The organism is Methylobacterium phyllostachyos, from assembly GCF_900103445.1.
In the GTDB taxonomy this organism is placed as follows: Bacteria; Pseudomonadota; Alphaproteobacteria; order Rhizobiales; family Beijerinckiaceae; genus Methylobacterium; species Methylobacterium phyllostachyos.
This window is the reverse complement of record NZ_FNHS01000016.1, coordinates 46,660-72,413: the sequence shown is the minus strand read 5'-3', so window position 1 is coordinate 72,413 and position 25,754 is coordinate 46,660. Positions and strand designations below refer to the sequence as shown.

The window sequence follows — 25,754 nt, the reverse complement described above, 5'->3', positions numbered from 1 at the left end:
GGATCCGTTCGGGGTTCGCGGGGCGTTCCAGGTCGCTGCGGCCCTGCGGGGCCGCATGTTGCAATCGAGCCTGAACCGTTTCACATCATCCAACCTTGGCGGCAAGCGTGCTGCAAGTAGGCGGCAAGTCGCTGGCAAGCAGGGGCGATGCATGCGGCGGCGGAACATCCTCGGACTGGTCGCAGCTCTCGTCCTGACCGCGGATCGGAACCCCGCCCTCGCCTCTCCGGATCGGACCCGCCATGTCGTCGTGCTGTTTCCCGTCGCGAAAAATGATCCGCAATTCGCTGAGAACGTACATCTTCTGAAGGATGCCCTGCACAAATACGGGTGGGAGGAGGGAAAGAACCTGACGCTGACCTTCGCTTCCGTCGGCAGCGACCCGTCCCAGATCGAGACGCTGCTGTCCGAGATCCTGACGCCGGAGCCCGACGTCATCGTCAGCCGCTCGACCGCGATCGCCCTGGCCCTGCGCCGCCGTCCGCAGCGGACGGCGGTGGTCTTCACGCTGGTCAGCGACCCCGTCGGTCTGGGCATCGTCGCGACGATGCAGAGGCCCGGGGGCAACATGACCGGCTTCACCGTGCTTGATCCATCCCTGGGCGCGAAATGGGTGGCTTTGCTCCGGGAGATCGCCCCGGACCTGAAGCGATTCGCCATGCTGATGCACCAGGCGAGCAGCCCGAGCTCCGGGGCGCTGGCGGACGCGATCAAGCAGGCCAGCCAAGCCCTCGGGCTGGAGGCCATGCTCATACCGCTGCACCAGCGTGCCGATCTGGAGCCGGCCTTCGAGCGCCTGGCCGCCCTGGATCATGTCGGGCTTCTGGTCGCGCCGGGGGCCTTCACCCTTGAGAATCGCGGGCTGATCACGTCCCTGGCGGCGCGCCGGCGGATCCCGGCGCTCTACCCGTTCCGCTACTTCGTGACGGCCGGCGGACTGGCCTCCTACGGATCCGAGGAGACCACCGGGTTTCAGCAGGCGGGCGATTACGTCGATCGCATCCTGCGCGGCGCCAAGCCCGGCGACCTCCCGGTTCAGGGGCCCAATCGGGTGAGCCTCATCCTGAACGCGAAGACCGCGGCGGATCTCGGCATCGTCTTCACGCCTGCGCTCGTCGCCCAGGCCGACGAGATCATCGAATAGCGTTTCCTTCCGGCCCGGTCAGTGCGCCTCCACGGGCCCGGCGGCGCGCTGGGGCTTCTTCAGGATCGCCACCACGGCGAGGCTCGCGACGAGGCTCACCCCCACCAGCCAGAATCCGTCCGCATAGGCCATGACGGTGGCCTCCCGGCGCACCTGGGCGGCCAGCATCCCGAGGGCCGCGCCCTTGGCGGCGAGCGGGTCGGCGATGTGGGCGTGCATCCCGGCGGCGAGCGCCGCGAGCCGATCCTGCGTGCGCGTGGCGTTGACGGTGATCGCCTCGGCCAGCACCGAGAAGTGGAAGTGCTCGCGCCGGTCAATCATGGTCGAGAGCAGCGCGATGCCGATCGAGCCGCCGAGGTTGCGCATCATGTTGGACAAAGCCGAGGCGTCGGCTGTGTCGCGCGGGTTGAGACCCACGGTGGAGAGCTGCGACAGCGGGATCGTGAACAGCGGCTGGCCGATCGCCCGCATGATCTGCGGCAGGATCAGCTGGTCGGCGCCGACATCGTGGGTGAGGCCGACATTGATCCAGCAACTCGCGATGAAGAACAGCGTGCCGGTGACCACGAGCAGCCGCGCATCCACGGCGCGCATGATGAACGGCATCATCGGGAACAGCAGCAGCTGCGGCAGGCCCGACCACATCACCACGGTGCCGATCTGCTCGGCGTTGTAGCCCTGGATCTGCGCGCAATAGACCGGGATGATGTAGATCGACCCGTACGAGACCGCACCCAGCACCGTCATCAGCACGCAGGCGCCGCCGACCGAGCGGTTGGCCAGCACCCGCAGGTTGATGAAGGGCTTGGCTGCCGTCAGCTCGCGGATGATGAACCCGGCGATGCCGGCCGCCGCGATCCAGCTCGCCTCGACGATCACCGGCGAGCCGAACCAGTCCTTGCGCTGCCCCTCCTCCAGCACGAAGGTGAGCGCCGGCAGGCCGGTCGCCATCAGGCCGATGCCGATCCAGTCGCCCTTGAGCAGCTCGCCCCAGCGCGCGGGGGCCTTCTCGAAGGCGCCGAGCTGGATCGCCGCCGCGATCGGACCGAAGATCAGGTTCAGGTAGAAGATATAGTGCCAGGACAGGTTGTCGGTGAGCCAGCCGCCGACCGTGGGTCCGATCGCCGGCGCGAAGGTCGCGGTGAGCCCGAACAGCGCGATGCCGACCGGCTGCTGGCTCTTCGGCAGCCGCGTGCGCACGATCACGATGGCGGTGGGGATCAGCACACCGCCGGTAAAACCCTGGCCGGCCCGGAACAGGATCATCTGGCTCAAGGTGGTCGAGAGCGCGCAGGCGAGCGAGAAGGCGGTGAACAGCATCGTGTTCACCGCGAGGTAGCGGCGCAGGCCGATCACCGAGGCGAGCCAGCCGGTGAGCGGGATCACGATGATCTCGGCCATCAGATAGGCGGTGGAGATCCAGCTCCCCTCCTCCGTGGAGGCGCCGAGCGCCCCCTGGATGTCGGCGAGCGAGGCGTTGGTGATCTGGATGTCGAGGATCGCCGTGAAGGCGCCGAGGATCGCGCCGAATACGGCGAGCCAGTCCCGGGCGCTCGCCTTTGCGGGCACGGGCACGGCCGGCACGGGGCTCATCGGGGCAGTGCCTCGCTGACGAGGGCGGGCTTCGGCCGGGCGGAGCGCACCAGCTCCACCGGATCCTGGGTGTGGACGGTCGCCTCGACCGACAGGCCGGGGCGCAGGCGCGCGACCAGCGGATCGGACGCGTCCAGGGCAACGCGCACGGGCACGCGCTGCACCACCTTGGTGAAGTTACCGGTGGCATTCTCCGGCGGCAGCAGGGCGAATTGCGAGCCGGTGCCCGGCGAGAAACTCTCGATCCGGCCCTGGAATGCGTGGTCACCGAAGGCGTCCACCGTGAAGGTCACGTGCTGGCCCTCGACCATGTGGCCGGTCTGGGTCTCCTTGAAGTTCGCCACTAGGTAGATATCGCGGCCCATCGGCACGAGGGTCAGGAGCCCGGTGCCGGGGGAGACCACCTGGCCGACCCGCAGTGCCCGGTCGCCCGCCACGCCGTCGATCGGCGCCTGGATGGTGGTGTAGCTGAGATCGAGCTTCACGCCCTCAAGCTTGGCCTCCGCACCCGCGAGGCTCGCCCGGGTGCTGGCCTCGAGCGCCTTCAGGCTGTCGATCTGCTTCTGCGCGGCGTCGAGCGAGGCTGCGGACTTGTCGCGGGCGGCGTGGCGCTGGCGCAGGTCGGCATCCGCCTGCTGCTGGCGCTGGACTGTGCCCGAGCCGGTCTGAAGCAGGTTCTGGTAGCGGGTGTATTCCTGCTGCGCGAAGGTCAACGCGGCCTCGGCATTGGCGAGGTCGGCCCGCGCGGAGGCGACCTGCGCCTGCTGCTGGATGATCGCGGCGGCGACGCCCAGGATCTGCGCCTTGTCCTTGTCGACCTCGGCCTCGGCCTGCTTGAGCTGGACGCGGTAGGACCGGTCGTCGAGGCGGGCGATCACGTCGCCCGCCTTCACCGGCTGGTTGTCGCCAACCATCACCTCCGCGACGATGCCGGCGATGCGCGGCGCCACCGTGACCTTGTCGGACTGGAGATAGGCGTCGTCGGTCACCTCGAGGAAGCGACCGATGGTCCACCAGTGCCAGCCATAGGTCCCGGCCCCGCCGAGCGCGAGAAGCCCGACGAGCGGCAGGACGACCCGGGCCCGGCCGCGGCGCGGCTTCGCCACCGGGACCGGCGGTGCGGCAGAGGGGGCCGAAGCACCCGCGATCGGCTCGGCGCTCTTGAAGCTGTCGCTGCGACGTGCGTCCATCGGGTCTGGCCAGAATCAAAACGGTACGGTATCGTTTTGATAATCCGATCGGCGGTTTTGGGCAAGGAGGATCGCGCGTGGCGGTCACGGAGATCGATCCGGCGGAGGCCGGGCCGCGGCGCGGCGGCCGGCCGACCCGCGCCGAGGCGGCCCGGCGCGAGGCGCACCTGATCGCCGTCGCGACGAGCCTGTTTATGGAGCGCGGCTTCGACGCCACCTCCATCGACGCGGTGGCCGAGGCCGCCGGGATGAGCAAGCCGACGGTCTATGCCCGCTACCGCGACAAGCGGGCGCTGTTCGAGGCGGTTCTGCGCGAGCGGATCGCCGCGTGGCTGGCCCCGCTTTCGGCCGCTGCCGAGGCGCAGGCCGCGCAGGCCGGCAGCGACGATGTCGAGGCGACCCTGCACGACCTGAGCCGCACCCTGCTGGCCCACGGCCAGTCGCCGGGGGCGGCGATGCTCAAGCGCAACCTCGTGGCCCAGGCGCTGCAATTCCCGGAGCTGGCCCGCCTCGCCCACGAGGAAGGCTGGCTGCGGGGCGTGCGCGCCGTGGCGCAACTGCTCGATGCGCTGGCCCGGCGCGGGCGGATCACGGTGGCCGATCCCGAGATCGCGGCCGACCTGTTCCTCAGCCTCGTCCTCGGCCGGTCGTCCCAGGCGAGCCTCTACGGCATCGCCACCGACGCGGAGGCGCAGGAGCGGCGGCGGCAGGCGGCGGTGCGGCTGTTCCTGGATGGCGTGCGCCCGCGCTGAGGAGGGCGGTCGGGATTGTTGTTGCGGCGCCCGGGTCACGCTATATTCGAGAGTGGGATCGGCGGCGGCAACCGCCGATCCCTGGCAATTACCCGTTAGGGTTTAGCCAACTCAAGAACACTGGGTGAATGGCGAGTCGGAGGTGTATTCTCCACTCGCCATTTCCGTTTCTTGAGACTGCCAGAGAGAAGACCATCTCTCCACACTCCCGGCCGCGTGCGGCCTTCGCGGGTGAGTCGGTCAGGCTCACGGCGTGAAGCTTAGCCGCATCCCCGAGACTTGAAGAATCCGCGTCCGACGCCGCGAACCCGCGATTGCGCCCCTCCCGGCCCCGGCCTATATACGGACATCCCCCATTCAACAGCGTGAGACGGGACATCCGGATCGTCCATCCGGAGCCCGCGGCCCGATGCCCGGCCCCCGTCCCGCTAGGCCGGAGCACGAAAAGCATGTCCCAGGGTCCGCTGATGCCCAAGGCGACCGCCGTCTGGCTGGTCGAGAACACCTCGCTCGCCTTCGAGCAGATCGCCGATTTCTGCAAGCTGCACCCGCTGGAGGTGAAGGGCATCGCCGACGGTGAGGTCGCGGCCGGCATCAAGGGGCTCGATCCGGTCTCCACCGGCCAGCTCACCCGCGACGAGATCGAGAAGGCCCAGAAGGCGCCGCACTACAAGCTGAAGCCCGCCGTCTCCAAGGTGAAGCTGCCGGAGGTGAAGCGCACCACCAAGGGCCCGCGCTACACCCCCCTCTCCCGCCGCCAGGATCGGCCGAACGCCATCCTGTGGCTGCTGCGCAACCACCCGGAGCTGAAGGATTCGCAGATCATCCGGCTCGTCGGCACCACCAAGTCGACGATCCAGCAGATCCGCGAGCGCACCCACTGGAATTCGGGCTCGCTCCAGCCGATGGACCCGGTGACCCTGGGGCTGACCACCCAGATCAACCTCGACTTCGAAGTCCAGCGCGCGGCGGCCGACCGTCCGGCCGCGATCGCGGCCGAATCCGGTGCCTCGCTGCTCCCGGCCGAGATCTCCACGGCCCGCGATGCGGACGAGGGCGGGCACGAGGAGGAGCATGGCGGCCGCGAGGAGCGGCTCGACGCCGATTCCGTCTTCGCCAAGCTCAAGGGCCGGCACCAGGACGAGGACGACGAGGACTGATCCGGCGCCCGGCCTACCGCGCCGCGTCGAAGGCGGCCAGGAACGCCGTCAGGTTCTCCGGCAGGGCGGCGCAGAGGTAGCCGCCCTCCTGGACGAGGGCGGTGGGCAGCCCGGCCCGGGCGATCCGCTCCGCCGCGCCGGCGAAGCCCGCCGCAGTGACCTTGAGGGCACCGATCGGATCGTCCGCCGAGGCGTCGAGGCCCAACGCCACCACCAGCCCCCGCGGCCGATGCGCGGCGATCGCCGCCAGCCCCGCCTCCACGGCTTCGAGCCAGGGGGCGTCGCCCGAGCCCGGCGGCAGCGGCAGGTTGCGGTTGAAGCCGAGCCCCTCCCCCGTGCCGGTCTCGTCGGCATAGCCTGCGTAGAACGGAAAGTAGTCCGACGGATCGGCATGGACCGAGACGGTCAGGACGTCCGCGCGCCCGTAGAAGATTCCCTGCGTGCCGTTGCCATGGTGGACGTCGATGTCGAGGATCGCCACCGGGCCGCCGGTGGCGGCCCGCATCCGGGCGGCCGCGATCGCGCTGTTGTTGAGGAAGCAGAAGCCGCCGGCGGAATCCGCGTAGGCGTGGTGGCCGGGCGGCCGGCACAGGGCGTAGGCGTGGCCCTCAGCCAGCGCCGCGTCGGCGGCCGCGACGGCGCATTGCGCCGCGCCGTAGATGGCAGGCCAGGTCCCGGCGCGGATCGGCGTCGAGGTGTCGGCCATGTAGAGGCCGGCGAGCCCGAGGAGGCCCGCAGGCCTCCGGTGCATGTGCGGCCGGGCGAAGACACCGCTGAGGATCTCGTCGCCGATGCCCGGCATCTCCTCCCGGCGCGCCCAGGCCTCGGCCAGGAACGCCAGGTAGGCCCGGTCGTGCACCGCCCGGATCGGGTCCAGGCCGTGATCGCCAGGCTCCGCGAGGGCATGGCCGCCCGTCACGGCCGCATCGCGCAGGATCGCGTAGCGGGCGGCCTGCTCGGGATGGGGGATCGGCGTGCCGCGCCGCCAGTACTGCTCGGGATCGTGCCGGGGCGCGGCGGGGCTGTGGAAGACACGCATCCGCGCAGGTTAGGGCACGCCGCGGCACGGGGAAATCCGGTCCCCCACGATCGTCAGGCAATCATGGGGATACCGGCACCTTCTCAGGACAGAGGAATTGGGACGGTACCCTGCAGCCGTCCGGGATGGCCTTCGTCCAGCCGGCTCGGTGTCAGATGAAGTAGACCGTTCCGTCCGTGCGGAACACCTTGGGGCAGTCCGTCGCGTCCATCAGGCGCTGCGCCGCGTCCAGGGAGATGTGGCGGGCCTGGGCAATCTCCAGCAGGGTCATCCATCGCGCGTTCATGCCGAGTCTCCACCCGTGATCCGTGAATGTCCCGGATCAACGGCGGAACCGGCGGCGGGTTCATCGTCCCCGCATCCTGGACCCCGTCTTTGAATACGTCTTGGGCCACATCCTGGGCGATGAGGGTGTGCGGGTTGCCGACGAGCCAGCCGGACGGACCGGGGGGCTTTGCGTCGATCTCACGGAGCAGGGTGGGAACCCGCGCCCAGGGCTCGATGACCGGTTGGATCGCGGTCCGCTCCTGCCCGCCGGCGACACGGATGTCGGCCCAGCGGGCACAGAAGGCGGCGACGCAATCCGGGTCGAAATGGCGGCCGCTCTCGGCGTTCAGGCTCTCCAGGGCCGCCTCGAACGACAGCGCCGCCTTGTAGGGGCGCTGCGTGGTCAGGGCGTCGAACACGTCCGCCACCGCGACGATCCGGGCGGCGAGGGGAATCGCGGTCCCGGCGAGCCCGTTCGGATAGCCGTTGCCGTCCCACCGCTCGTGATGGGCCTCGGCGATCTCGGCGGCGAGGCGGATCAGGTCGGACGCACTCCCGCCGAGGATCTGCTTGCCGATGGTGGTATGCCCCTTGATCACGGCGAACTCGTCCGGATCGAGGCGCCCCGGCTTCAGCAGGATACCGTCCGGGATTCCGACCTTGCCGACATCGTGAAGCGGCGCCGCCAGATAGAGGCTGCGGCAGAAATCCGGAGCGAGCCCCAACGCCTCGGCCACGATCTGGCTATAGCGCGCGACCCGCCAGGTGTGGTCCCCCGTGTCGTTGTCGCGATACTCAACGGCGAGGGCCAGGCGGAAGATGATTTCCTCCTCGCGCTCGCGCATGTGGCGCAGGGCCGCCTCCACCGCGCCGTCGAGCCAGGAGGCCTGCTCGGCCAACCGCCGCACGGCCTTGGCGAGGCGGATCGCGTTGCGCAGCCGCAGGGTGAACTCGACGCTCGACACGGCGCTGTGGATGATGTCGGACGCCCCCGCCTCCAGGGCGGCGAGACGTACCGCGTCGGAGCCGTCGTCGGTGATGATCACCATGGGCACCTGGGCGTAGTGCGGGATGGTCCGCATGCACCGGATGAAGGCGATCCCGTCCCCGGCGGGCCCGTGGCAATCGACCAGCACGAGGTCGAAGGCCCGGATCTGCGCCTCAACCAGCGCCGCCCCGGGGTCCGCGCAGGCGGTCACGCTCACCTCTGGCTTGGCTTCGAGGAGCCGGCGCAGCCGCCGGCCCATCGTCACGCTATCGTCAATCAGGAGTGCGTCCATCATGGGCTTGGCCAACAGGGATTTGGCCTATTCGTCGTCCGAGCCCCTGATCCAGGTCTGGACTGGTGTGTGCGTATCGTGCTCAGTCGTACGACAGGCGGACGTGAGAGATTTATCATACGCGCGACCGATCCGCAGATTGTCGGACAGATTTGAATTGTATCCCGTTAAGGGAGCGTGAATAAAAAATCCGCGGACCCTGACATTTATACCGAGATATTCGATAGACATGGTTTAGTATCTGGGGACTGGATCCTGATTTTGAATGCAATGCACTTCAAATCAGAAGATGTGATGTGTCGATAAGTAGACACTTCATAGTCTCTCGGGAACATGATGGCGGTGTGCAGCGATGGCCCCGCGGTCGAGGCGCCGGCGATGGGGCATCCGCGGACGCTGACACGGGACAGGACCGAGGCTACCGTCGGCCGCCACCGGGGGACCGCGCATCCGGCGGAGCGGCGGGGAGACGCCAGGACGATGATGCGGTTCGATCTCACCGATCTCGGCCTGTTTCGGCACGTGGTCGAGGCCGGCTCGATCACCCACGGCGCGGGGCGGGCAAACCTTGCCCTGGCGGCAGCCTCCACGCGGATCCGCCTGATGGAGGAATCCCTCGGGGCCGCCCTCCTTACCCGGGGGCGGCAGGGCGTCAGCCCGACTCCGGCCGGGCGGGCGCTCCTCGTGCATGCCCGGGAGGTGCTGGCTGCGGTCGAGCGCCTGCGCGAGGAGATGTCGGCTTTCTCCGGGGGCGCCTTCGGTCAGATCCGGGTGCTGGCCAACACCAACGCGCTCACCGAGTTCCTGCCGGAGGCGCTCTCGGCCTTCCTGGCCGACCATCCGGGGATCGGCGTCGAGGTCGAGGAGCGCACCTCCGAGGAGATCGTCGGGCTGGTGGCCGAGGGGGCGGCCGATCTCGGCATCCTGTCGGGCACGGTCGATACCGGCTCGCTGCAGACCTTCCCGTTCCGGGAGGACCGGTTCGTGCTGGTCGCCGCCCGGGATCATCCCCTGGCGGGGCGCGGGGCGATCCCCTTCGCGGAGGTGCTCGGCCACGACCTCGTGGGCCTCGACCGGCGCAGCGCCATCAGCCGGTTCCTGGTCGCCCAGGCGGCGCGGGAGGGGCGGCCGATGCGCCTGCGGGTGCAGCTGCGTGGGTTCGACGCTGTCTGCCGGCTGGTCGAGGCCCGGGTCGGCTTGGCGATCCTGCCCGAGAGCGCGGCCGCCCGGGCCGCGCAGGGCCTCGCCCTGGCGGTGGTGCCGCTAGCCGATGCGTGGGCGCGGCGCGACCTCACCCTGTGCCTGCGCGACCTCGACGGCCTGCCGCCGTTCATCCGGGCCTTCGTGGCGCAGCTCCGGGCCTGACCGGGGCATTCGGGGTGGCCCAAGGGCGAGCCCTCGGGCGGGGTTCGGGGGCGGAGCCCCTGAGCGACCCGGGCTCCGCCCGGGACCCGCGAAAGGGCTCGCCCTTTCGAAACCCGGTACGCCCTAGCTCGGCACGGCCTGGATGACGTTGCGCAGGGTGCCGATGCCGGCGACCTCCGTTTCCATCACGTCGCCGGGCTTGAGGAATTCCGGCGGCTTGCGCGCGTTGCCGATGCCCGGCGGCGTGCCGGTGGCGATGATGTCCCCCGGGACCAGAGTGAGCCCGTGCGACAGCTCGGCGATGATGCGCGCGACCTTGAAGTACATCTGCTGCGTCGAGGCCTCCTGCTTGACCACGCCGTTGACCCGGGTCTGGAGCCGCAGGTCGCCCGGGTCGAGATCCGCCGCCGGGACGATCCAGGGGCCGATCGGGCCGTGACCGTCGAGGCTCTTGCCCTTGAACCACTGCCCGCCGTGGAGCTTGATCTGCAGGTCGCGGGCGGTGGTGTCGTTGATCACGCTGTAGCCGAAGACGTGGTCCATCGCCTCGGATTCCGCGATGTTGCGTCCGCCTTTCCCGATGATCACAGCGAGTTCCACCTCCCAGTCGATCGCGGTCGAGACCGCGGGATCGTAAGGGATCGGATCGTAGGGCCCGTTCACGGTGTTGACGCCCTTGGTGAAGAACACCGGGTGGGCCGGGTACTCGGCGTGGGTGCCGCGCACGGCCTGCCCCTCGGCGAAGTGCTCCAGGTAGTTCCAGCCGACCGCATAGACGTTCCGGGTCGGCGCCGGGATCGGCGCAAGGAGCCGCACGGTCTCGACGGACGGCCCGTCACCGGAGGCGGCGGCCTGCCGGACGCGCTCCAGCGCTGCCGGGCCGGCCTCGATCAGGGAGACCATCCGCGCGGGATCGAAACCCGGATTCGCGATCCGTGACAGGTCGATGATGCGGCCGTCCGGGCGCACCGCGCCGAGGCGCGGCGGGCTGCCGCCCTCCGGGACGAAGGTGGCAAGGCGCAGCATGGTCTGGCTCCCGCCCGCGGGCGGGATCGGCCGGCCCGGGCTGGAGGCGGGGGCCTGCGCGGCGGCCGGCGCCGCCAGGACACCGGCCGCCGTCGCGGCCGCCGAGAGGTGCAGGAAGTCGCGTCGGGTGCTCATGGTCGTCCTCCGGTGACGTCGTGCGTCGCCATGGGCGGCGTTACGTATCTGGCGCGTGTCTGACACCGCCGCGGCGCAGGATTGAGCGGCCGAAGGCGGGTGGGGGCCACCCGCGCGAAGGTCCCGTCCGCGGCCCAACCGTCCCGCATCCGCAGGCCGGCTGGAAGGCAACACCCCGGACCGGGCGTCCTCGCGGCCAGGGCCGGGCGGTGTCGATCATTGGACACTGCCGACATGCTCCTGTATCACGAGGAACAAGCTTGGCCAGAACGGCTGAGTATTGCTTTCGGGTGGCAATATGGTGTCGCGGATCGCGGTTATAGGGCTCATTCTGCTGTCGGCAAGTGCCTGTTCACGGCTGCCGAACGTGCCCACCGCGTACAGCTCCCTGCCATCCATGACGGCGCACGATGCCGCCCTGAAGGAGGTCGCGAGCCCGGCGGCGCCGGCCGTTCCGGCGGCGGCCTTGCCGGCCATCGGCATCCCGGGCACGGCCCGCGTCCACGAGGCCGAGGTTCCTGGGCAACGGGTGAACCCGACAGATGTTCTGGCGGCCTCGACACGCGCGCGGCTGGCCTGGCGGACCCTGCACCCGGCGGAGCTGACACGGCCGTCCTTCGTGGTGAACAGGAACGCTTTCGCGGGCGTGACCGAAACGGGGGCGATCGAGGCCGGCAAGCCCGTCGCGAAGATCGAGGCGCGATCCTACGACCGGGAGGCGATGATGACGCGCCTGGAGAAGGAAGGCCGTAGCGCCGCCAAGCCGATCTGCTCCGGCTGCTGAGATACGTGAACTGGACCGCTCGCCGGTCCTTGGCCCCCGAACCCGACCCGAGCGGCTGCGTGCCGCCTCAGGCCCGATCCGGAGGCTCGCGATCCGCGGCCTGCCGGCGCGCCGCCTGGGCCAGGGCGATCAGGTCGGCGGCGGCGGTCGGCTCGCTGTTCGGGGCCGGCCCTCCCCCGATCAGCACCAGGCCCGGCGGGACCGTTCGGACCCGAAGCTGCCCGGCTCGCGCCTTCCGGCGGCGCGTCCCTGGATCGATCGCGTTCGTCATGAGCCCGGAGCGTCTCAGCGGGGGCCGGGCTGCGGCCGCGGACGCGGCACCGGGATGGTGACCAGCTCACCGGTGATGGGATCGAGGATCGTCATGGGCGCTCCTGCGGTGAGGCGCCATGGCAGGCCCCAATTGTGGTATAAACTTGGCGCTCGGGGGTTAATTAACAGTTTTCGCGGATGAATTATAGGATTTATACCGGTGATTTCTGAATAGACGTCCAGACTTTGGCGGCTCTCGGTGTCCTAGCGGACCGAGGCCTATCCCGCCCCAGGCCTGCCCTACACCGACATCCACCGGAGTACGTCGGCCTCGACCATCCCGCCCCGGGGGCCTGCCAGCACCACCTGCCCGCGATCCATCACCGCGTAGGAATCGCAGAGGTCGCGGGCCCATTCGAAATACTGCTCCACCAGCACGATTCCCATCTCGCCCTTGCCGCGGAGATAGGTGATCGCCCGGCCGATATCCTTGATGATCGAGGGCTGGATGCCCTCGGTGGGCTCGTCGAGCACGAGGAGCTTGGGCCGCGTCACCAGCGCCCGGGCGATGGCGAGCTGCTGCTGCTGGCCGCCCGAGAGATCGCCGCCGCGCCGGTGCAGCATGTCCTTGAGCACGGGGAACAGGTCGTAGATCTCCCCGGGAATGTGGCGGTCCCGGCGCTTCAGCGGGGCGAAGCCGGTCTCCAGGTTCTCCTTGACGGTGAGCAGCGGGAAGATCTCGCGGCCCTGGGGCACGAAGGCGATCCCGGCGCGCGCCCGGTCGTAGGGGGCGAAGTCCTGGATCGGGCGCCCGTCGAGACGGATCGCGCCGGAGCGCACGGGCTGCTGGCCGACGATCGCCCGCAGCAGCGAGGTCTTGCCGACGCCGTTGCGGCCCAGAACCGTCGTGACCTGCCCGGCTTCGGCCCTCAGCGAGACGCCGCGGAGCGCCTGCGCGGCGCCGTAATAGAGGTCGATCCCCTCGACGCTCAGCATGGGGCTTCACCATCGGATTGCGCGCGCAAACACAGGGATTCCAAGGGGCTCAGCCCTTTGGTGGGGTGTCGGGGTGAAACCCCGGCATACGGATCTGGACCCCCGGAAGGGGGTCCAGATCCGTACAGCAGGGCTCTGCCCTGCACCCGCAAAAGGTCTCGACCTTTTGAAACCATGATTGTGGTCATCGGCCGAGATACACCTCGACCACCCGCGGATCGGCCGAGACCGCGTCGATCGAGCCCTCGGCCAGCACCGCGCCCTCGTGCAGGCAGGTGACCCGGCAGCCGAGGTCGCGGACAAAGTGCATGTCGTGCTCCACCACGAGGACGGCGTGCTCGCCGGCGATGCGCCGGAGCAGGCGGGCGGTCTCGGCGGTCTCGGCGTCGGTCATGCCGGCCACGGGCTCGTCGACCAGCAGGAGCTTCGGGTCCTGCGCGAGCAGCATGCCGATCTCCAGCCACTGCTTCTGGCCGTGGCTCAGATCGGCCGCCGGACGGTTCCGGTGGGCCAGCAGGCCGACGGTCTCCAAGAGGGTGTCGATCCGCGCGGCCTCCACCCGGTTGCGCCAGCCGAACAGGGACGCGAAGGCGGCCCGCGGACCTTTGAGCGCCAGCAGGATGTTGTCGGCCACCGTGTGGCTCTCGAACACGGTCGGCTTCTGGAACTTGCGGCCGATGCCGAGGTCGGCGATCGCCGGCTCGTCGCTCCTGAGCAGATCGTGGCTGCCGTCGAACAGGGCGATGCCGCTGTCCGGCCGGGTCTTGCCGGTGATGCAATCCATCATGGTGGTCTTGCCGGCGCCGTTCGGGCCGATGATCGCCCGCAACTCGCCGCGCTCAAGGGTCAGCGACAGGCCGCGCAGGGCCTTGTAGCCGTCGAAGGTCACCCGCAGGTCGTCGAGATAGAGCAGCGCGTCGGTCTCGCGCTTCCGGTTGGCGGGGCCGCGAGCATCTGGGCGTTCGAGGAGGTCGGTGCTCACGAGCCCTGCCCTTCTTCCACGAGTTTCGGGGCGATCTCGGGCTCCGGCGGCAGCTTGGCGGCCGCGCGCCGGCCGCCGAACCGCTCGATCGCGGTGCCGACGAGACCGCGCGGCAGGAACAGCGTCACGACCACGAACAGGGCGCCCAGCGCGAACAGCCAGGCGTCGGGCATCGCGCCGGTGAGCACGGTCTTGGCGTAGTTGACCAGCACAGCGCCCAGAGCCGCGCCGACCAGCGTGCCGCGGCCGCCCACCGCCACCCAGATCACCGTCTCGATGGAGTTGGTCGGGGCGAATTCCCCCGGGTTGATGATGCCGACCTGCGGCACGTAGAGGGCGCCGGCGACGCCGGCCATCATGGCCGAGACCGTGAAGGCCAGCGTTTTGAAGTGCTCCGGCCGGTAGCCGAGGAAGCGGGTGCGGCTCTCGGCGTCGCGCACGGCGATGAGGATCTTTCCGTAGGCCGAGACCGTCATCACCCGGGCGATCAGGTAGCCCAGCGCCAGCGCCACGCCGGTGGCCACGAAGATGCCCGCACGGAAATTCTGGGACTGAACCGAGAGTCCCAAAAAATCCTTGAAGTCGGTGAGGCCGTTGTTGCCGCCGAGCCCCATGTCGTTGCGGAAGAAGGCGAGCATCAGCGCGTAGGTCAGCGCCTGGGTGATGATCGACAGGTAGACGCCGGTCACCCGCGACCGGAAGGCGAGCCAGCCGAACACGAAGGCCAGGAGGCCCGGCACCAGCAGCACCATCAGGGCCGCGAAGGCGAAGTGGTCGAACCCGTACCAGTACCAGGGCAGGGCCTTGTAGTTCAGGAACACCATGAAGTCGGGCAGGACCGGATTGCCGTAGACGCCCCGGGATCCGATCTGGCGCATCAGATACATGCCCATCGCGTAGCCGCCGAGGGCGAAGAACGCCCCGTGGCCGAGCGAGAGGATGCCGCAATAGCCCCAGACGAGGTCGAGGCTGACCGCGAGCAGCGCGTAGGCGAGGTATTTTCCGAAGAGCGAGACGAGGTAGGTCGGCACGTGCAGGCCGGAGCCCTCCGGCACCGCGAGGTTCAGCACCGGCACAGCGAGGCAGAAGGCCGCCAGGACGGCGAGGAAGATCCAGCCCTTCCGGTCGATGAGGGGGGTGCGGGGGGTCATGCCGGAATTCCGAGCAGGGCGGCGCCCACTTCCCTCCCCCTTGTGGGGAGGGATCGAGGGTGGGGGTGGTTCAGGATCGAGCGGTGCGGTGCCTTCTGCACCACCCCCACCCCTGCCCCTCCCCACAAGGGGGAGGGGATGGCGGCGTGACGCGTCGGCCCGCTCACGATTCCACCGCCCGCCCCTTGAGCGCGAACAGGCCGCGCGGGCGCTTCTGGATGAACAGGATGATGAAGATGAGGAGGCCGATCTTGGCCAGAACCGCGCCGATATACGGCTCGGCCAGCTTGTTCACGACGCCGAGCGTCAGGGCCGCCACCAGCGTCCCCCAGAGGTTGCCGACGCCGCCGAACACCACCACGAGGAACGAGTCGATGATGTAGCCCTGGCCGAGGTTCGGCGAGACGTTGTCGATCTGCGACAGCGCCACCCCGGCGATCCCCGCGATGCCGGAGCCGAGCCCGAAGGTCAGCGCATCGACATAGGGCGTGCGGATGCCCATCGCGGCGGCCATGCGGCGGTTCTGGGTGACCGCCCGGGTCTTCAGGCCGAACGACGTCTTTCGCAGCACGAACAGAAGGCCCAGGAACACGGCCAGCGCGAACACGATGATCCACATCCGGCCCCAGGTGATCGAGAGGCCGTAGAAATCGAAGGCGCCGCTCATGAAGGCGGGGGCGCCGACCTCGCGGTTGGTCGGGCCGAAGAGCGAGCGTACGCCCTGCTGCAGCACGAGGCTGACCCCGAAGGTGGCGAGCAGCGTCTCCAGCGGGCGCCCGTACAGGAAGCGGATGATGAACCGCTCGATCAGCACGCCCATCAGCCCGGCCACCAGGAACGCGCAGGGGATGCTGATCGCGAGCGACCAGCCGAACAGGGACGGCGCCTGGGTGCGGATCAGCTCCTGCACGCCGTAGGTCGTGTAGGCGCCGAGCATCACCATCTCGCCGTGGGCCATGTTGATCACGCCCATCACCCCGAAGGTGATGGCGAGCCCGATGGCGGCGAGCAGCAGGACCGAGCCCAGCGAGATGCCATACCAGACATTCTGGAGGGCGCCGAGGATCGCGAGCCGCGTCTCGATCGCCGCGATGCCGCGGGCGGCGGCGGACCGCACCGCCTCGCTCGGATCCGCCGCAAGACCGCGCAGGATGCCCATCGCGTCGCCATCGCCCCGGGCCTGGATGGCGGGAATTGCGGCAATCCGGTCGGCTTCCGCGGTGCCGGGCTTGGCGAGGAGCACGGCGGCGCGGGCCTCGGTGAGCGCCTGGCGGACGCCCGGATGGGTCTCGCGGGCGAGCGCCGCGTCGAGGGCCGGCAGCGCGGCCGCGTCGCGAGCCTTGAACACCGCGTCGGCGGCGGTGCGGCGCTTGGTCGGATCGGGGCTCGCGAGGTCGAGCTGCCCGCGGGCGGCCTCGATCGCCCGGCGGACCCGGTTGTTGGCGCGCACGGGCTTGAGATCGGGGCTGTCGGCAGCCGGGGCGCCGGTCTTCGCATCCACGACGGCGTTGCCCTGCCGGATGAGCAGGGTCTTGTCCGGGCTCACCAGCAGGCGGCCGTCCGACAGGGCCGCGAGGATCGCGTCGGCGCGCGGGTCGCCGGAGGCGGCGAGGCCGGAGACGCCGGCCTCGATCTCGGCATAGCCGTCCCCGGCGAGCTGGCCGTAGGGGTCGGGCGCCTGGGCCAGCGCGGGGGCGGCGAGGAGCAGGAACAGGAGGGTGAGGAGACGGAGCATGGCACTTCTGGCGCGGCCGGACTCTCCTCCCCCTTGCGGGAAGAGCCGGAGGTGGGGGTGGTGCAGGATCGAGCGGTGCGGTGCCTCCTGCACCACCCCCACTCCTACCCCTCCCCACAAGGGGGAGGGGATGAGAAGCGGCTCAGGCGCCGCCGCAGGTCTTGGTCTTGGTGTTGTAGTTGCCGCACTTGAGCTTGACCCAGTCGGCCTCAAGGTCCTTCGAGCCCTCGAGCTGCTTCGACCAGGCCTCGCCGGGGATCAGTTTGTCGGTCTTCCACACCACGTCGAACTGGCCGTTCGCCTCGATCTCGCCGATGAAGACCGGCTTGGTGATGTGGTGGTTCGGCAGCATCTGCGCGGTGCCGCCGGTGAGGTTCTTCTGCTCGATGCCCGGCAGCGCGTCGATCACCTTGTCGGGGTCGGTGGTGCCGGCCTTCTCGACCGCCTTCACCCACATGTTGAAGCCGATATAGCTGGCCTCCATCGGGTCGTTGGTGACGGCCTTGGGGTTCTTCTTGAACGCCTGCCACTTCTTGATGAAGGCCTCGTTCTCCGGCGTCTTGATCGACTCGAAGTAGTTCCAGGCCGCCAGGTGCCCGACCAGCGGCTTGGTGTCGATGCCGGCGAGCTCCTCCTCGCCCACCGAGAAGGCCACCACCGGGATGTCGGTCGCCTTGATGCCCTGGTTGCCGAGTTCCTTGTAGAACGGCACGTTGGCGTCGCCGTTGATGGTCGAGACCACGGCGGTCTTCTTGCCGGCCGAGCCGAACGCCTTGATCTTCGACACCTCCGTCTGCCAGTCCGAGAAGCCGAACGGCGTGTAGTTGATCAGGATGTCCTCGTCCTTGACGCCCTTGGACTTGAGATAGGCTTCGAGGATCTTGTTGGTGGTGCGCGGGTAGACGTAGTCGGTCCCCTCCAGCACCCAGCGCTTGGCGCCGCCGCCATCCTCGGACATCAGGTAGTCGACCGCCGGGATCGCCTGCTGGTTCGGGGCGGCGCCGGTGTAGAACACGTTGCGCTCGCTCTCCTCGCCCTCGTACTGGACGGGGTAGAACAGGATGTTGTCGAGTTCCTTGAACACCGGCAGCACCGACTTGCGCGAGACGCTGGTCCAGCAGCCGAACACGGCCGCGACCTTGTCCTTGCTGATCAGCTCGCGGGCCTTCTCGGCGAAGAGCGGCCAGTTCGAGGCCGGATCGACCACCACCGGCTCCAGCTTCTTGCCCAGCACGCCACCCTTGGCGTTCTGCTCGGCGATCAGCATCAGCATCGCGTCCTTGAGGGTGGTCTCGGAGATCGCCATCGTGCCCGACAGCGAGTGCAGGATGCCGACCTTGATGGTCTCCTCCGCCCGGGCTGCCCCGGCGCCGAGCGCCCCCAGCGCGAGCCCGGCGGCCAGTGCGGCGGCCGAGGCCCAAGTTCCAAATACTCTCACGGCGGTGCCCTTCGTCGTCTTCGTTGAGACGCCCCCGGGCTCGCAATTCATGTGCCACATATTTAGGCAGTCGCGCCCGGGTGGTCGATCCCCGGGGCGGCATCTGCCTACCGGCACGGCGCCGACCTGCCGATCCGGCGGTCCGCGGACAGGTTGCGTATGGATCCAGACAGATTGATCCGCGAAAACTAACCTACTCAATACTGCGTCGCGTGGTGTTGTGAGACAGTGAGCATCATCCGCCGGGGTCCCGGCGTGCGGGTGATTGGGAGATGGCCTGTGCTCCTGCCCGGAAACGGAGGAGCCCCATGGCGCTGCCGCTGCAATCCGTCCTCCGCAACCGTCTGCTCACAGCCCTGGATCCGGAGGCGTTCGGCCGCCTCGCTCCCGCCCTGGAGCCGGTGCCACTTCCCCTGCACGAGGTGCTGATCGCGCCCCGGCAGCCGATCACGCAGGCCTATTTCGTCGAGGACGGGATCGTTTCCCTCGTGGCCGACACCCGCGAGGGGCGCATCGAGATCGGCCTGACGGGCCGCGAAGGCTTCGTGGGCGTGCCGCTCGCGCTGGGCACGGAGAGCACGCCCCATACGGCGATCGTACAGGCCGGGGGCCAGGCGCTGCGCATCGCGGCCGATGCCCTGCACGAGGCGCTCGATGTGAGCGCCGGCCTGCGCCGGGTGCTCGGGCGCTACGTGCAGAGCCTGATCGTGCAGGTGGGCCAGACCGTCTACGCCAACGCCGACCTCACCGTGGAGGCGCGCCTCGCCCGGTGGATCCTCATGACCCACGACCGGCTGGAGCAGGACGAGTTGCCGCTGACACACGAGGTGTTGTCGAAGATGCTCGGCGTGCGCCGCCCCACCGTGACGATGGCGACCCACGCGCTGGAGGGGGCCGGCATGATCCGGGCCCGGCGCGGGCGCATCACGGTGATCGACCGCGTGAAGCTGGAGGATCTGGCGGGCGCGATCTACGGCGGGGCTGGGGTGTAGGTTCGGTTGGACAGCGGGCGCCGCCGCTTCTCCCCCTCCCCCGCATAGGGGGAGGGAGAATCCCGCAGGCGCGCGGACGCCGCGCGTCCGGATCCTGCCGGTCAGCCCAGCCGCACCCGCCAGATCTCCTCGGCGTATTCCCGCATCGCCCGGTCGGAGGAGAACCACGCCATGCGGGCGGTGTTGCGGATCGCCTTGGCCCACCAGCCACGGGGATCGCGCCACGCGGCGTCGATCGACCGCTGCACCCGCCAGTAATCGTCGAAATCGGCGGTGAGCAGGTACTGGTCGCGCCGGCGCAGGTCGTCGGTCAACGGCCGGAACCGGCCCGGCTCCTCCGGCGAGAACCGCCCGGAGGCGATCATGTCGAGCGCCGCCGCCAGTCGCGGCGAGGCCTGGATCGCCCGGGCCGCGTAGTCCGGCTCAGCCTGCCGGGCGCGGACCCCGTCGGCCTCCAGGCCGAAGATGAAGATGTTCTCCGCCCCGACATGGTCGCGGATCTCGATGTTGGCGCCGTCGAGCGTCCCCACCGTGAGCGCGCCGTTGAGGGCGAATTTCATGTTGCCGGTGCCCGAGGCCTCCAGGCCGGCGGTGGAGATCTGCTCCGACAGGTCGGCGGCCGGGATGATCGCTTCGGCGAGGCTCACCGAGTAGTTCGGCAGGAACACCACCTTGAGCCGGCCGGCGACCTCCGGATCGTCGTTCACCGCCTTGGCGATGTCGCAGGCGAGCTTGATGATCAGCTTCGCCTGCACGTAGCTCGGCGCCGCCTTGCCGGCGAAGATTTTCACCCGGGGCGTCCAGTCCCGGTGCGGCTCGGCCTTGATCGCCTGGTAGAGCGCCACCGTCTCGACGACGTTGAGCAGCTGGCGCTTGTACTCGTGGATGCGCTTGACCTGCACGTCGAACAAAGCGTCCGGATCGATGTCGATCCCGGTCCGGTCAGCGACGACCTTGGCCAGGGCCTCCTTGCGCCCCCGGCGCACGGCGGCATAGCGCGCCACGAAGGCCGGATCCTCGGCATGGGCCTCAAGGCCGCGCAGCAGCTCCGGATCGTCGAGGACGCCCGCCCCCACCGTCTCGACGGCGAGCCGGGTGAGCCCCGGATTGGCGTTGTGGAACCAGCGGCGGAAGGTGATGCCGTTGGTCTTGTTGACGATCTTGTCGGTGTCGAGCGCGTGCAGGTCCGAGAAGACCGTCGAGCGCATCAGGTCGGTGTGCAGGGCCGAGACGCCGTTGACCCGGCGCGCCCCGTGGAAGGCGAGGTGTCCCATCCGCACCCGGCGGCCGTTCGACTCGTCGATCAGCGAGATCGAGGCGAGGTAGGCGGCATCCTGCCGGCCGTGCTTCGACTGCTCCTCAAGGTGCATCCAGTTGATCAGGTAGATGATCTGCATGTGGCGCGGCAGCAGCCGCTCCATCAGCTCCACCGGCCAGGTCTCGAGCGCCTCGGGCAGGAGGGTGTGGTTGGTGTAGTGCAGCGTGTTGGTGGTGACGTGCCACGCATCCTCCCAGGAGAGGCCGTGCTCGTCGATGAGCAGGCGCATCAGCTCCGGCACCGCGATCGCCGGGTGTGTGTCGTTGAGCTGGATCGCCGCGTGGTCGGGCAGGGAGCGGACGTCGCCGCGCTCGGCCACGTGGCGGGCGAGCAGATCCTGGAGCGAGGCGGCCGTGAAGAAGTATTCCTGGCGCAGGCGCAGCTCCTGGCCCTCGGCCGAGGAATCGCTCGGATAGAGCACCCGGGAGATCGCCTCGGCGCGCATCCGCGCCGCGACCGCGCCGACATGGTCGCCGCCGTTGAACCGGGCGAGGTCGATCGGCTCGCCGGCCTCGGCCTTCCAGAGGCGCAGCGCATTGACGTGGCGCCCGCGCCAGCCCAGCACCGGCACGTCATGGGCCACCGCCCGCACGATTTCGGCCGGCTGCCAGTGCCGCCGGATCACCCCCTCCGCCGAGGACGACATCGTGACGGTGCCGCCGAAGCCGATCGCGTAAGCGGCCTCCGGCCGGGCGAACTCCCAGGGGTTGCCCTCGGCGAGCCAGGTTTCCGGCGCCTCGCGCTGCCAGCCGTCCTCGAAGGATTGGCGGAACAGGCCGTGGTCGTAGCGGATGCCGTAGCCCATCGCCGGGATGCCGATGCTGGCCATGCTCTCCATGAAGCAGGCGGCGAGCCGCCCCAGGCCGCCATTGCCCAAAGCCGCGTCGGGCTCGGCCTCCTCCACGGCACCGAGATCGACCCCGAGCTCCTTGAGCGCCGCCCGGGTCGTCTCGGTCAGGCCGAGGTTGTTCATCGCGTCCGACATCAGCCGGCCGATCAAAAATTCCAGCGACAGGTAGTAGACGCGCTTGTTCGGCACGCCGTGCTGAGCCGCCATGCAGGCCGCCACGATCCGCTCGCGCAGGGCCAGGGCGGTCGCGGCGAACCAGTCACGCGGGCGCGCCGTCTCGGACGTCCGGCCCAGGGTGAAGGCCAGCTTCGCGCGGATCGATTCCCGCATGTCCACCACCGCGTCTCCACTTACGGAGAGGGTCGGGGCGGCCCATGCCGTGGGCGCCTCGGCGGCACGCTCCTCGTGCGAGCCTTCCTGCGGCGCGGGCCGGGTCAGAACGTCGTTCAACACGTGCAGGTCCCCCAAAGTCTGTGTCCCGGATCGTTGCCGGGGAAATCGTGGGCCGATTATCTTATGTGATGGATTGCCGCCGTATGAACGGTCAGGCGATCCGTGCCCCGAAGCATTCGACTGTGCGGACAGCTTCCGGCGAAGTCATGGCAGCGCCGCTCCACTAGGGCGTGCAGGCCCGACACGCGTGATATAGCACGCGCTCGTGACATTCCAGTCACACCGGCCGGATAGGGAGTTCGGATCACCGGTCGCCAGCGGAGCGGTTCGCCGCTAATCCCGGCTCGGCAACGCGAGGGGCTGAGGCATGACCGAGACTGTCTGGTGGAAGCGCGGGACCGTCTATCAGGTCTATCCCCGCTCCTTTCAGGATACGAACGGCGATGGGGTCGGCGACCTGCCGGGCATCACGGCGCGGCTCGACTACCTCGCCTGGCTCGGGGTCGACGCGGTGTGGATCTCGCCCGTCTACCCCTCCCCCATGGCGGATTTCGGCTACGACGTGGCCGATTATTGCGGGATCGACCCGCTGTTCGGCACGCTCGCGGAGTTCGACACGCTGATCGCGGAGGCCCACCGGCGCAAGCTGAAGGTGATCCTCGACTTCGTGCCCAACCACTCGTCGATCGCGCATCCCTGGTTCGCGGAGAGCCGGTCGTCGCGCACGAATCCGAAGCGGGACTGGTACATCTGGCGCGATCCCGGCCCCGATGGCGGACCGCCCAACAACTGGGTGTCGAATTTCGGCGGCCCGGCCTGGACGCTCGATAAGGCCACCGGCCAGTACTACTACCACGCCTTCCTGCGCGAGCAGCCGGACCTGAACTGGCGCAACCCCGCCGTGCGGGAGGCGATGCACGACGTGCTCCGCTTCTGGCTGGAGCGCGGGGTCGACGGATTCCGGGTCGACGTGATCTGGCACCTGATGAAGGATGCGGGCTTCCGCGACAATCCGGTCAACCCCGATTACGCGCCGGGCGCGCCCGAGATCACCCGCTTCCATCAGGTCTACTCCGCCGACCGGCCGGAAATCTTCGACGTGATCGCCGGCATGCGGGATGTCCTGCGCGCTTACGGCGAGCGGGTGCTGATCGGCGAGATCTACCTGCCGGTGGAGCGGCTCGTCGCCTATTACGGGCCGGACCTCACCGGCGCCGATCTGCCGTTCAACTTCCAGCTGATCCAGACCCCGTGGCGGGCCGAGGCCGTGGCCGACCTCGTGGCGCGCTACGAGGCCGCCCTGCCCCCGGGCGGCTGGCCGAACTGGGTGCTGGGCAACCACGACCAGCCGCGCATCGCCGCCCGGGTGGGGGAAGCCCAGGCCCGCATCGCCGCGATGCTGCTCCTGACCCTGCGGGGCACGCCGACCCTCTATTACGGCGACGAGATCGGGCTCGGCCACGTGCCGATCCCGCCGGGCCGCGCGCAGGACCCCTGGGAGCGCAACGAGCCCGGGCACGGCCGCGACCCGGAGCGCACGCCCATGCAGTGGGACGACAGCCCGAACGCGGGCTTCTCCGCGGCCGAGCCCTGGCTGCCCCTGTCCGAGGACTGGCCGACCCGCAATGTCGAGGGCCTGCGCTCGGACCCGGCCTCGATGCTCACCCTGTACCGGCGCTTGCTGGCCCTGCGCCGCGACCATGCGGCCCTCTCGGTCGGCGCTTATCGCGGCGTGAAGCTGGGGGCCGCCGAGGTATTCGCCTACGAGCGGTTCGCCGGTGATGAAGTTGTGCGGGTGGTGCTGAATTTCGCTGCGGCGCCGCAGACCCTGCCGCTGCCGGAGGGCGACTGGACGCTGCTGCTCTCGACGCGGACGGGCCGCGCGGGCGATTCGGTCCGCGCAAGTCTCACCCTCGATCCCGCCGAGGGCGTGATCCTGCGGCATGCCTGAACGCCCGCTACGGTCCGAATAGAAGTTCTCTCTGGCTGAAACGACCCGTTCTCTATGCGCCTCATGCCGCATTGCACTATGGCGTAACCGAACTTTAAGGAAGCGGGTGGCCTATTTTGTGCGTCGCAACGGAACCGGTGCGGCGGAGGAGCATTAACCGTGGTTGAGATCGCGACAGCCGTGTCTGCCCGATCGTCTGCCAGACCGGGGCATCCCGCCCGGCTAGGATCCGTGCCGATGCTCGATGCCCGCTTTGGTGGGGCCCTGACGGACCGGATGTCCGGAGACGGCGAGGGGAGCTACGCGAGCCCGATTCCGGCCAGGCCAGTCTCGCTGCGCCGCCGCATCCTCTACGCCACCCCCGAGATGGCCGACTTCGTGAAGACCGGCGGCCTCGGCGAGGTCTCGGCCGCCCTGCCCCGGGCCCTGGTGCCGCATTACGACATCCGCGTGTTGATCCCCGGCTACCGGCAGGTCCGGGCGGCGTTTCCCGAAATCCCGGTGGTGGCACGCCTCGAGGGCTTCGCGGGCGTTCCGCCCTGCGACCTCGGCCTCGTAGAGGCTGCCGACGGGCTGCGCATCTACATTCTGCTCAGCCCCGACCTCTACGAGCGCGACGGCACGCCCTACGGCGACCAGCACGGGGATTTCGGCGACAACGATCTGCGCTTCGCCCGGCTCAGCCTCGCGGCGGCGGACCTCGCTGCCGGCGCCGACCCTGACTGGGCGGCCGACCTGCTGCACCTCAACGACTGGCAGGCGGCGCTCGCCCCCGCCTATCTCGCGTGGCGCGGCCGGCGGGTGCCGAGCGTGCTGACGATCCACAATCTCGCCTATCAGGGCCTTTTCCCGCGGGACGCCCTGCCCCGGCTCGGCGTGCCGGATTCGGCCTTCCAGGTGGACGGCGCCGAGTTCTACGGGCAGCTCTCCTTCCTGAAGGCCGGGATCTTCTACGCCTCGCAGGTCACCACGGTGAGCGAGACCTACGCCCGGGAGATCCAGACCCCCGAGATGGGCTGCGGCCTCGACGGGCTGCTGCGCACCCGCGCCGGCCAGGGCCGGCTTGCCGGCATCCTCAACGGCATCGACGAGACCTGGGACCCGAGCACCGATCCGCACCTCGCCACGCGGTTCGAGATCGACGACTGGAAGGGCAAGCGCGCCAATGCCGAGGCGGTGCGCCAGCAATTCGGGCTCGCGGTCTCCCGCGGGCCGCTCTTCGCGATCGTGTCGCGCCTCGTGCACCAGAAGGGCATCGACCTGAGCCTCCAGGCGGCCGAGACCATCGTGGCCGGGGGCGGCCAACTCGTGGTGATCGGCCAGGGCGAGGGCCGGTTCGAGCAGGCGCTCCAGGGCCTCGCAAAACGCCATCCGGACGCGGTCGGCGTGCATGTCGGCTTCGAGGAGGCCCAGGCCCGGCGGATGTTCGCGGGCAGCGACTTCCTGCTGATGCCCTCGCGCTTCGAGCCCTGCGGCCTCGCCCAGATGTACGCCCAGCGCTTCGGCTCCCTGCCGATCGTGCGGCGCACCGGGGGCCTCGCCGACACGGTCGAGGACGGGGTGACGGGCTTCACCTTCGCGGAGCCTTCGGCCTCGTCCTTCGGGGCGGCGGTGCGGCGGGCGCTGGAAGCCTTCGGCCAGAAGAAGCGCCTCAACGCCATGCGGCGGCGGGCGATGTCGGCCCGGTTCGGCTGGGATCAGGCCGCCGACAATTACGCCGGGCTGTATGGGCGGGCGATCGGCAACAGCGTCGGGCTGCGCTGGCGGGTGGCGTAGGGCGCCGCCCGCGCCCCGCAGAAGCTACCGGGCTTATGATCTCAGTTTGATACCAACATCCTGAAAGATGAGCGCTTTTCCCCTCCCCCTTGCGGGGAGGGGGCAGGGGTGGGGGTGGTGCAGGAGGCACCGCTGCGCTCGATCCCGCACGACCCCCACCTCCAACTCCTCCCCACAAGGGGGAG

20 protein-coding genes are annotated in these 25,754 nt (G+C 69.5%); 8 read left to right on the top strand and 12 right to left on the bottom strand.

The features are described from left to right. The first annotated feature begins 151 nt into the window (after window positions 1–151). On the top strand, window positions 152–1,144 hold the full coding sequence (locus BLQ49_RS23260) for an ABC transporter substrate-binding protein (RefSeq protein WP_167627766.1): 993 nt from the start codon (window positions 152–154) through the stop codon (window positions 1,142–1,144). A gap of 18 nt (window positions 1,145–1,162) precedes the next feature. On the opposite strand, the gene BLQ49_RS23255 is transcribed toward BLQ49_RS23260, so the two are convergent. Together BLQ49_RS23255 and BLQ49_RS23250 are read right to left on the bottom strand one after the other, a co-directional pair. Then, the gene (locus BLQ49_RS23255; protein ID WP_091720355.1) at window positions 1,163–2,737 is read right to left on the bottom strand and encodes a DHA2 family efflux MFS transporter permease subunit; all 1,575 of its coding nucleotides are present in this window, start codon (window positions 2,735–2,737) and stop codon (window positions 1,163–1,165) included. Further along, entirely contained in the window at window positions 2,734–3,927 is a 1,194-nt protein-coding gene (locus tag BLQ49_RS23250) for an HlyD family secretion protein (protein ID WP_091720352.1), read from the bottom strand. Before BLQ49_RS23250 ends, BLQ49_RS23255 begins: the two co-directional genes overlap by 4 nt. Before the next feature lie 77 nt (window positions 3,928–4,004). Between BLQ49_RS23250 and BLQ49_RS23245 the strand changes: the two genes are divergently transcribed. Together BLQ49_RS23245 and BLQ49_RS23240 are read left to right on the top strand one after the other, a co-directional pair. Next, window positions 4,005–4,679 (top strand): TetR/AcrR family transcriptional regulator, encoded by a 675-nt coding sequence (locus BLQ49_RS23245; RefSeq protein ID WP_091720349.1) that lies wholly within the window; start codon window positions 4,005–4,007, stop codon window positions 4,677–4,679. 449 nt (window positions 4,680–5,128) lie between these two features. Then, complete coding sequence (locus BLQ49_RS23240) at window positions 5,129–5,839, top strand: DUF1013 domain-containing protein (protein ID WP_091720346.1); 711 nt, start codon at window positions 5,129–5,131, stop codon at window positions 5,837–5,839. Window positions 5,840–5,852: 13 nt separating this feature from the next. On the opposite strand, the gene BLQ49_RS23235 is transcribed toward BLQ49_RS23240, so the two are convergent. Together BLQ49_RS23235 and BLQ49_RS23230 are read right to left on the bottom strand one after the other, a co-directional pair. Continuing rightward, the gene (locus BLQ49_RS23235) at window positions 5,853–6,878 is read right to left on the bottom strand and encodes a histone deacetylase family protein (protein WP_091720343.1); all 1,026 of its coding nucleotides are present in this window, start codon (window positions 6,876–6,878) and stop codon (window positions 5,853–5,855) included. Window positions 6,879–6,961: 83 nt separating this feature from the next. Beyond that, a complete protein-coding gene (locus BLQ49_RS23230) occupies window positions 6,962–8,428 on the bottom strand; it encodes an HD domain-containing phosphohydrolase (RefSeq protein ID WP_244507731.1) in 1,467 nt (488 codons plus the stop codon). 477 nt (window positions 8,429–8,905) lie between these two features. On the opposite strand from BLQ49_RS23230, the gene BLQ49_RS23225 reads away from it, so the two are divergent. Continuing rightward, window positions 8,906–9,790 carry a LysR family transcriptional regulator gene (locus BLQ49_RS23225; RefSeq protein ID WP_091720458.1) on the top strand — a complete coding sequence of 295 codons (885 nt, stop codon included), beginning with the start codon at window positions 8,906–8,908 and terminating at the stop codon, window positions 9,788–9,790. A 123-nt stretch (window positions 9,791–9,913) separates the two neighbouring features. Here the strand turns inward: BLQ49_RS23225 and BLQ49_RS23220 are convergent, their stop codons facing one another. Next, window positions 9,914–10,951 carry a fumarylacetoacetate hydrolase family protein gene (locus tag BLQ49_RS23220; protein ID WP_091720340.1) on the bottom strand — a complete coding sequence of 346 codons (1,038 nt, stop codon included), beginning with the start codon at window positions 10,949–10,951 and terminating at the stop codon, window positions 9,914–9,916. Between the two features lie 397 nt (window positions 10,952–11,348). Between BLQ49_RS23220 and BLQ49_RS23215 the strand changes: the two genes are divergently transcribed. Next, window positions 11,349–11,735 carry a hypothetical protein gene (locus BLQ49_RS23215; RefSeq protein ID WP_091720337.1) on the top strand — a complete coding sequence of 129 codons (387 nt, stop codon included), beginning with the start codon at window positions 11,349–11,351 and terminating at the stop codon, window positions 11,733–11,735. Window positions 11,736–11,802: 67 nt separating this feature from the next. Here the strand turns inward: BLQ49_RS23215 and BLQ49_RS23210 are convergent, their stop codons facing one another. From BLQ49_RS23210 to urtA, 6 genes are all read right to left on the bottom strand, one after another. Beyond that, window positions 11,803–12,006 carry a hypothetical protein gene (locus BLQ49_RS23210; RefSeq protein ID WP_091720334.1) on the bottom strand — a complete coding sequence of 68 codons (204 nt, stop codon included), beginning with the start codon at window positions 12,004–12,006 and terminating at the stop codon, window positions 11,803–11,805. A 281-nt stretch (window positions 12,007–12,287) separates the two neighbouring features. Continuing rightward, window positions 12,288–12,983 (bottom strand): urea ABC transporter ATP-binding subunit UrtE, encoded by a 696-nt coding sequence (gene urtE / locus BLQ49_RS23205; protein ID WP_091720332.1) that lies wholly within the window; start codon window positions 12,981–12,983, stop codon window positions 12,288–12,290. 184 nt (window positions 12,984–13,167) lie between these two features. Beyond that, the gene (gene urtD / locus BLQ49_RS23200) at window positions 13,168–13,965 is read right to left on the bottom strand and encodes an urea ABC transporter ATP-binding protein UrtD (RefSeq protein WP_091720329.1); all 798 of its coding nucleotides are present in this window, start codon (window positions 13,963–13,965) and stop codon (window positions 13,168–13,170) included. Further along, window positions 13,962–15,116 (bottom strand): urea ABC transporter permease subunit UrtC, encoded by a 1,155-nt coding sequence (gene urtC / locus BLQ49_RS23195; protein WP_091720327.1) that lies wholly within the window; start codon window positions 15,114–15,116, stop codon window positions 13,962–13,964. Before urtC ends, urtD begins: the two co-directional genes overlap by 4 nt. Before the next feature lie 163 nt (window positions 15,117–15,279). Then, window positions 15,280–16,851, bottom strand: coding sequence for an urea ABC transporter permease subunit UrtB (gene urtB, locus BLQ49_RS23190; protein ID WP_091720324.1), 1,572 nt, complete (start codon window positions 16,849–16,851; stop codon window positions 15,280–15,282). A gap of 142 nt (window positions 16,852–16,993) precedes the next feature. Next, window positions 16,994–18,289: an urea ABC transporter substrate-binding protein gene (urtA, locus tag BLQ49_RS23185; protein ID WP_091720456.1), complete on the bottom strand. Its 1,296-nt coding sequence runs from the start codon at window positions 18,287–18,289 to the stop codon at window positions 16,994–16,996. 308 nt (window positions 18,290–18,597) lie between these two features. Here urtA and BLQ49_RS23180 point away from each other — a divergent pair, with 308 nt between their 5' ends. Then, on the top strand, window positions 18,598–19,281 hold the full coding sequence (locus BLQ49_RS23180; RefSeq protein ID WP_091720321.1) for a Crp/Fnr family transcriptional regulator: 684 nt from the start codon (window positions 18,598–18,600) through the stop codon (window positions 19,279–19,281). A gap of 101 nt (window positions 19,282–19,382) precedes the next feature. On the opposite strand, the gene BLQ49_RS23175 is transcribed toward BLQ49_RS23180, so the two are convergent. Then, complete coding sequence (locus tag BLQ49_RS23175) at window positions 19,383–21,899, bottom strand: glycogen/starch/alpha-glucan phosphorylase (protein ID WP_091720453.1); 2,517 nt, start codon at window positions 21,897–21,899, stop codon at window positions 19,383–19,385. A gap of 310 nt (window positions 21,900–22,209) precedes the next feature. Here BLQ49_RS23175 and BLQ49_RS23170 point away from each other — a divergent pair, with 310 nt between their 5' ends. Further along, window positions 22,210–23,793 (top strand): alpha-amylase family glycosyl hydrolase, encoded by a 1,584-nt coding sequence (locus BLQ49_RS23170; RefSeq protein WP_091720318.1) that lies wholly within the window; start codon window positions 22,210–22,212, stop codon window positions 23,791–23,793. Between the two features lie 276 nt (window positions 23,794–24,069). Continuing rightward, window positions 24,070–25,569 (top strand): glycogen synthase GlgA, encoded by a 1,500-nt coding sequence (gene glgA / locus BLQ49_RS23165; RefSeq protein WP_244507734.1) that lies wholly within the window; start codon window positions 24,070–24,072, stop codon window positions 25,567–25,569. The last annotated feature ends 185 nt before the right edge of the window (window positions 25,570–25,754 follow it).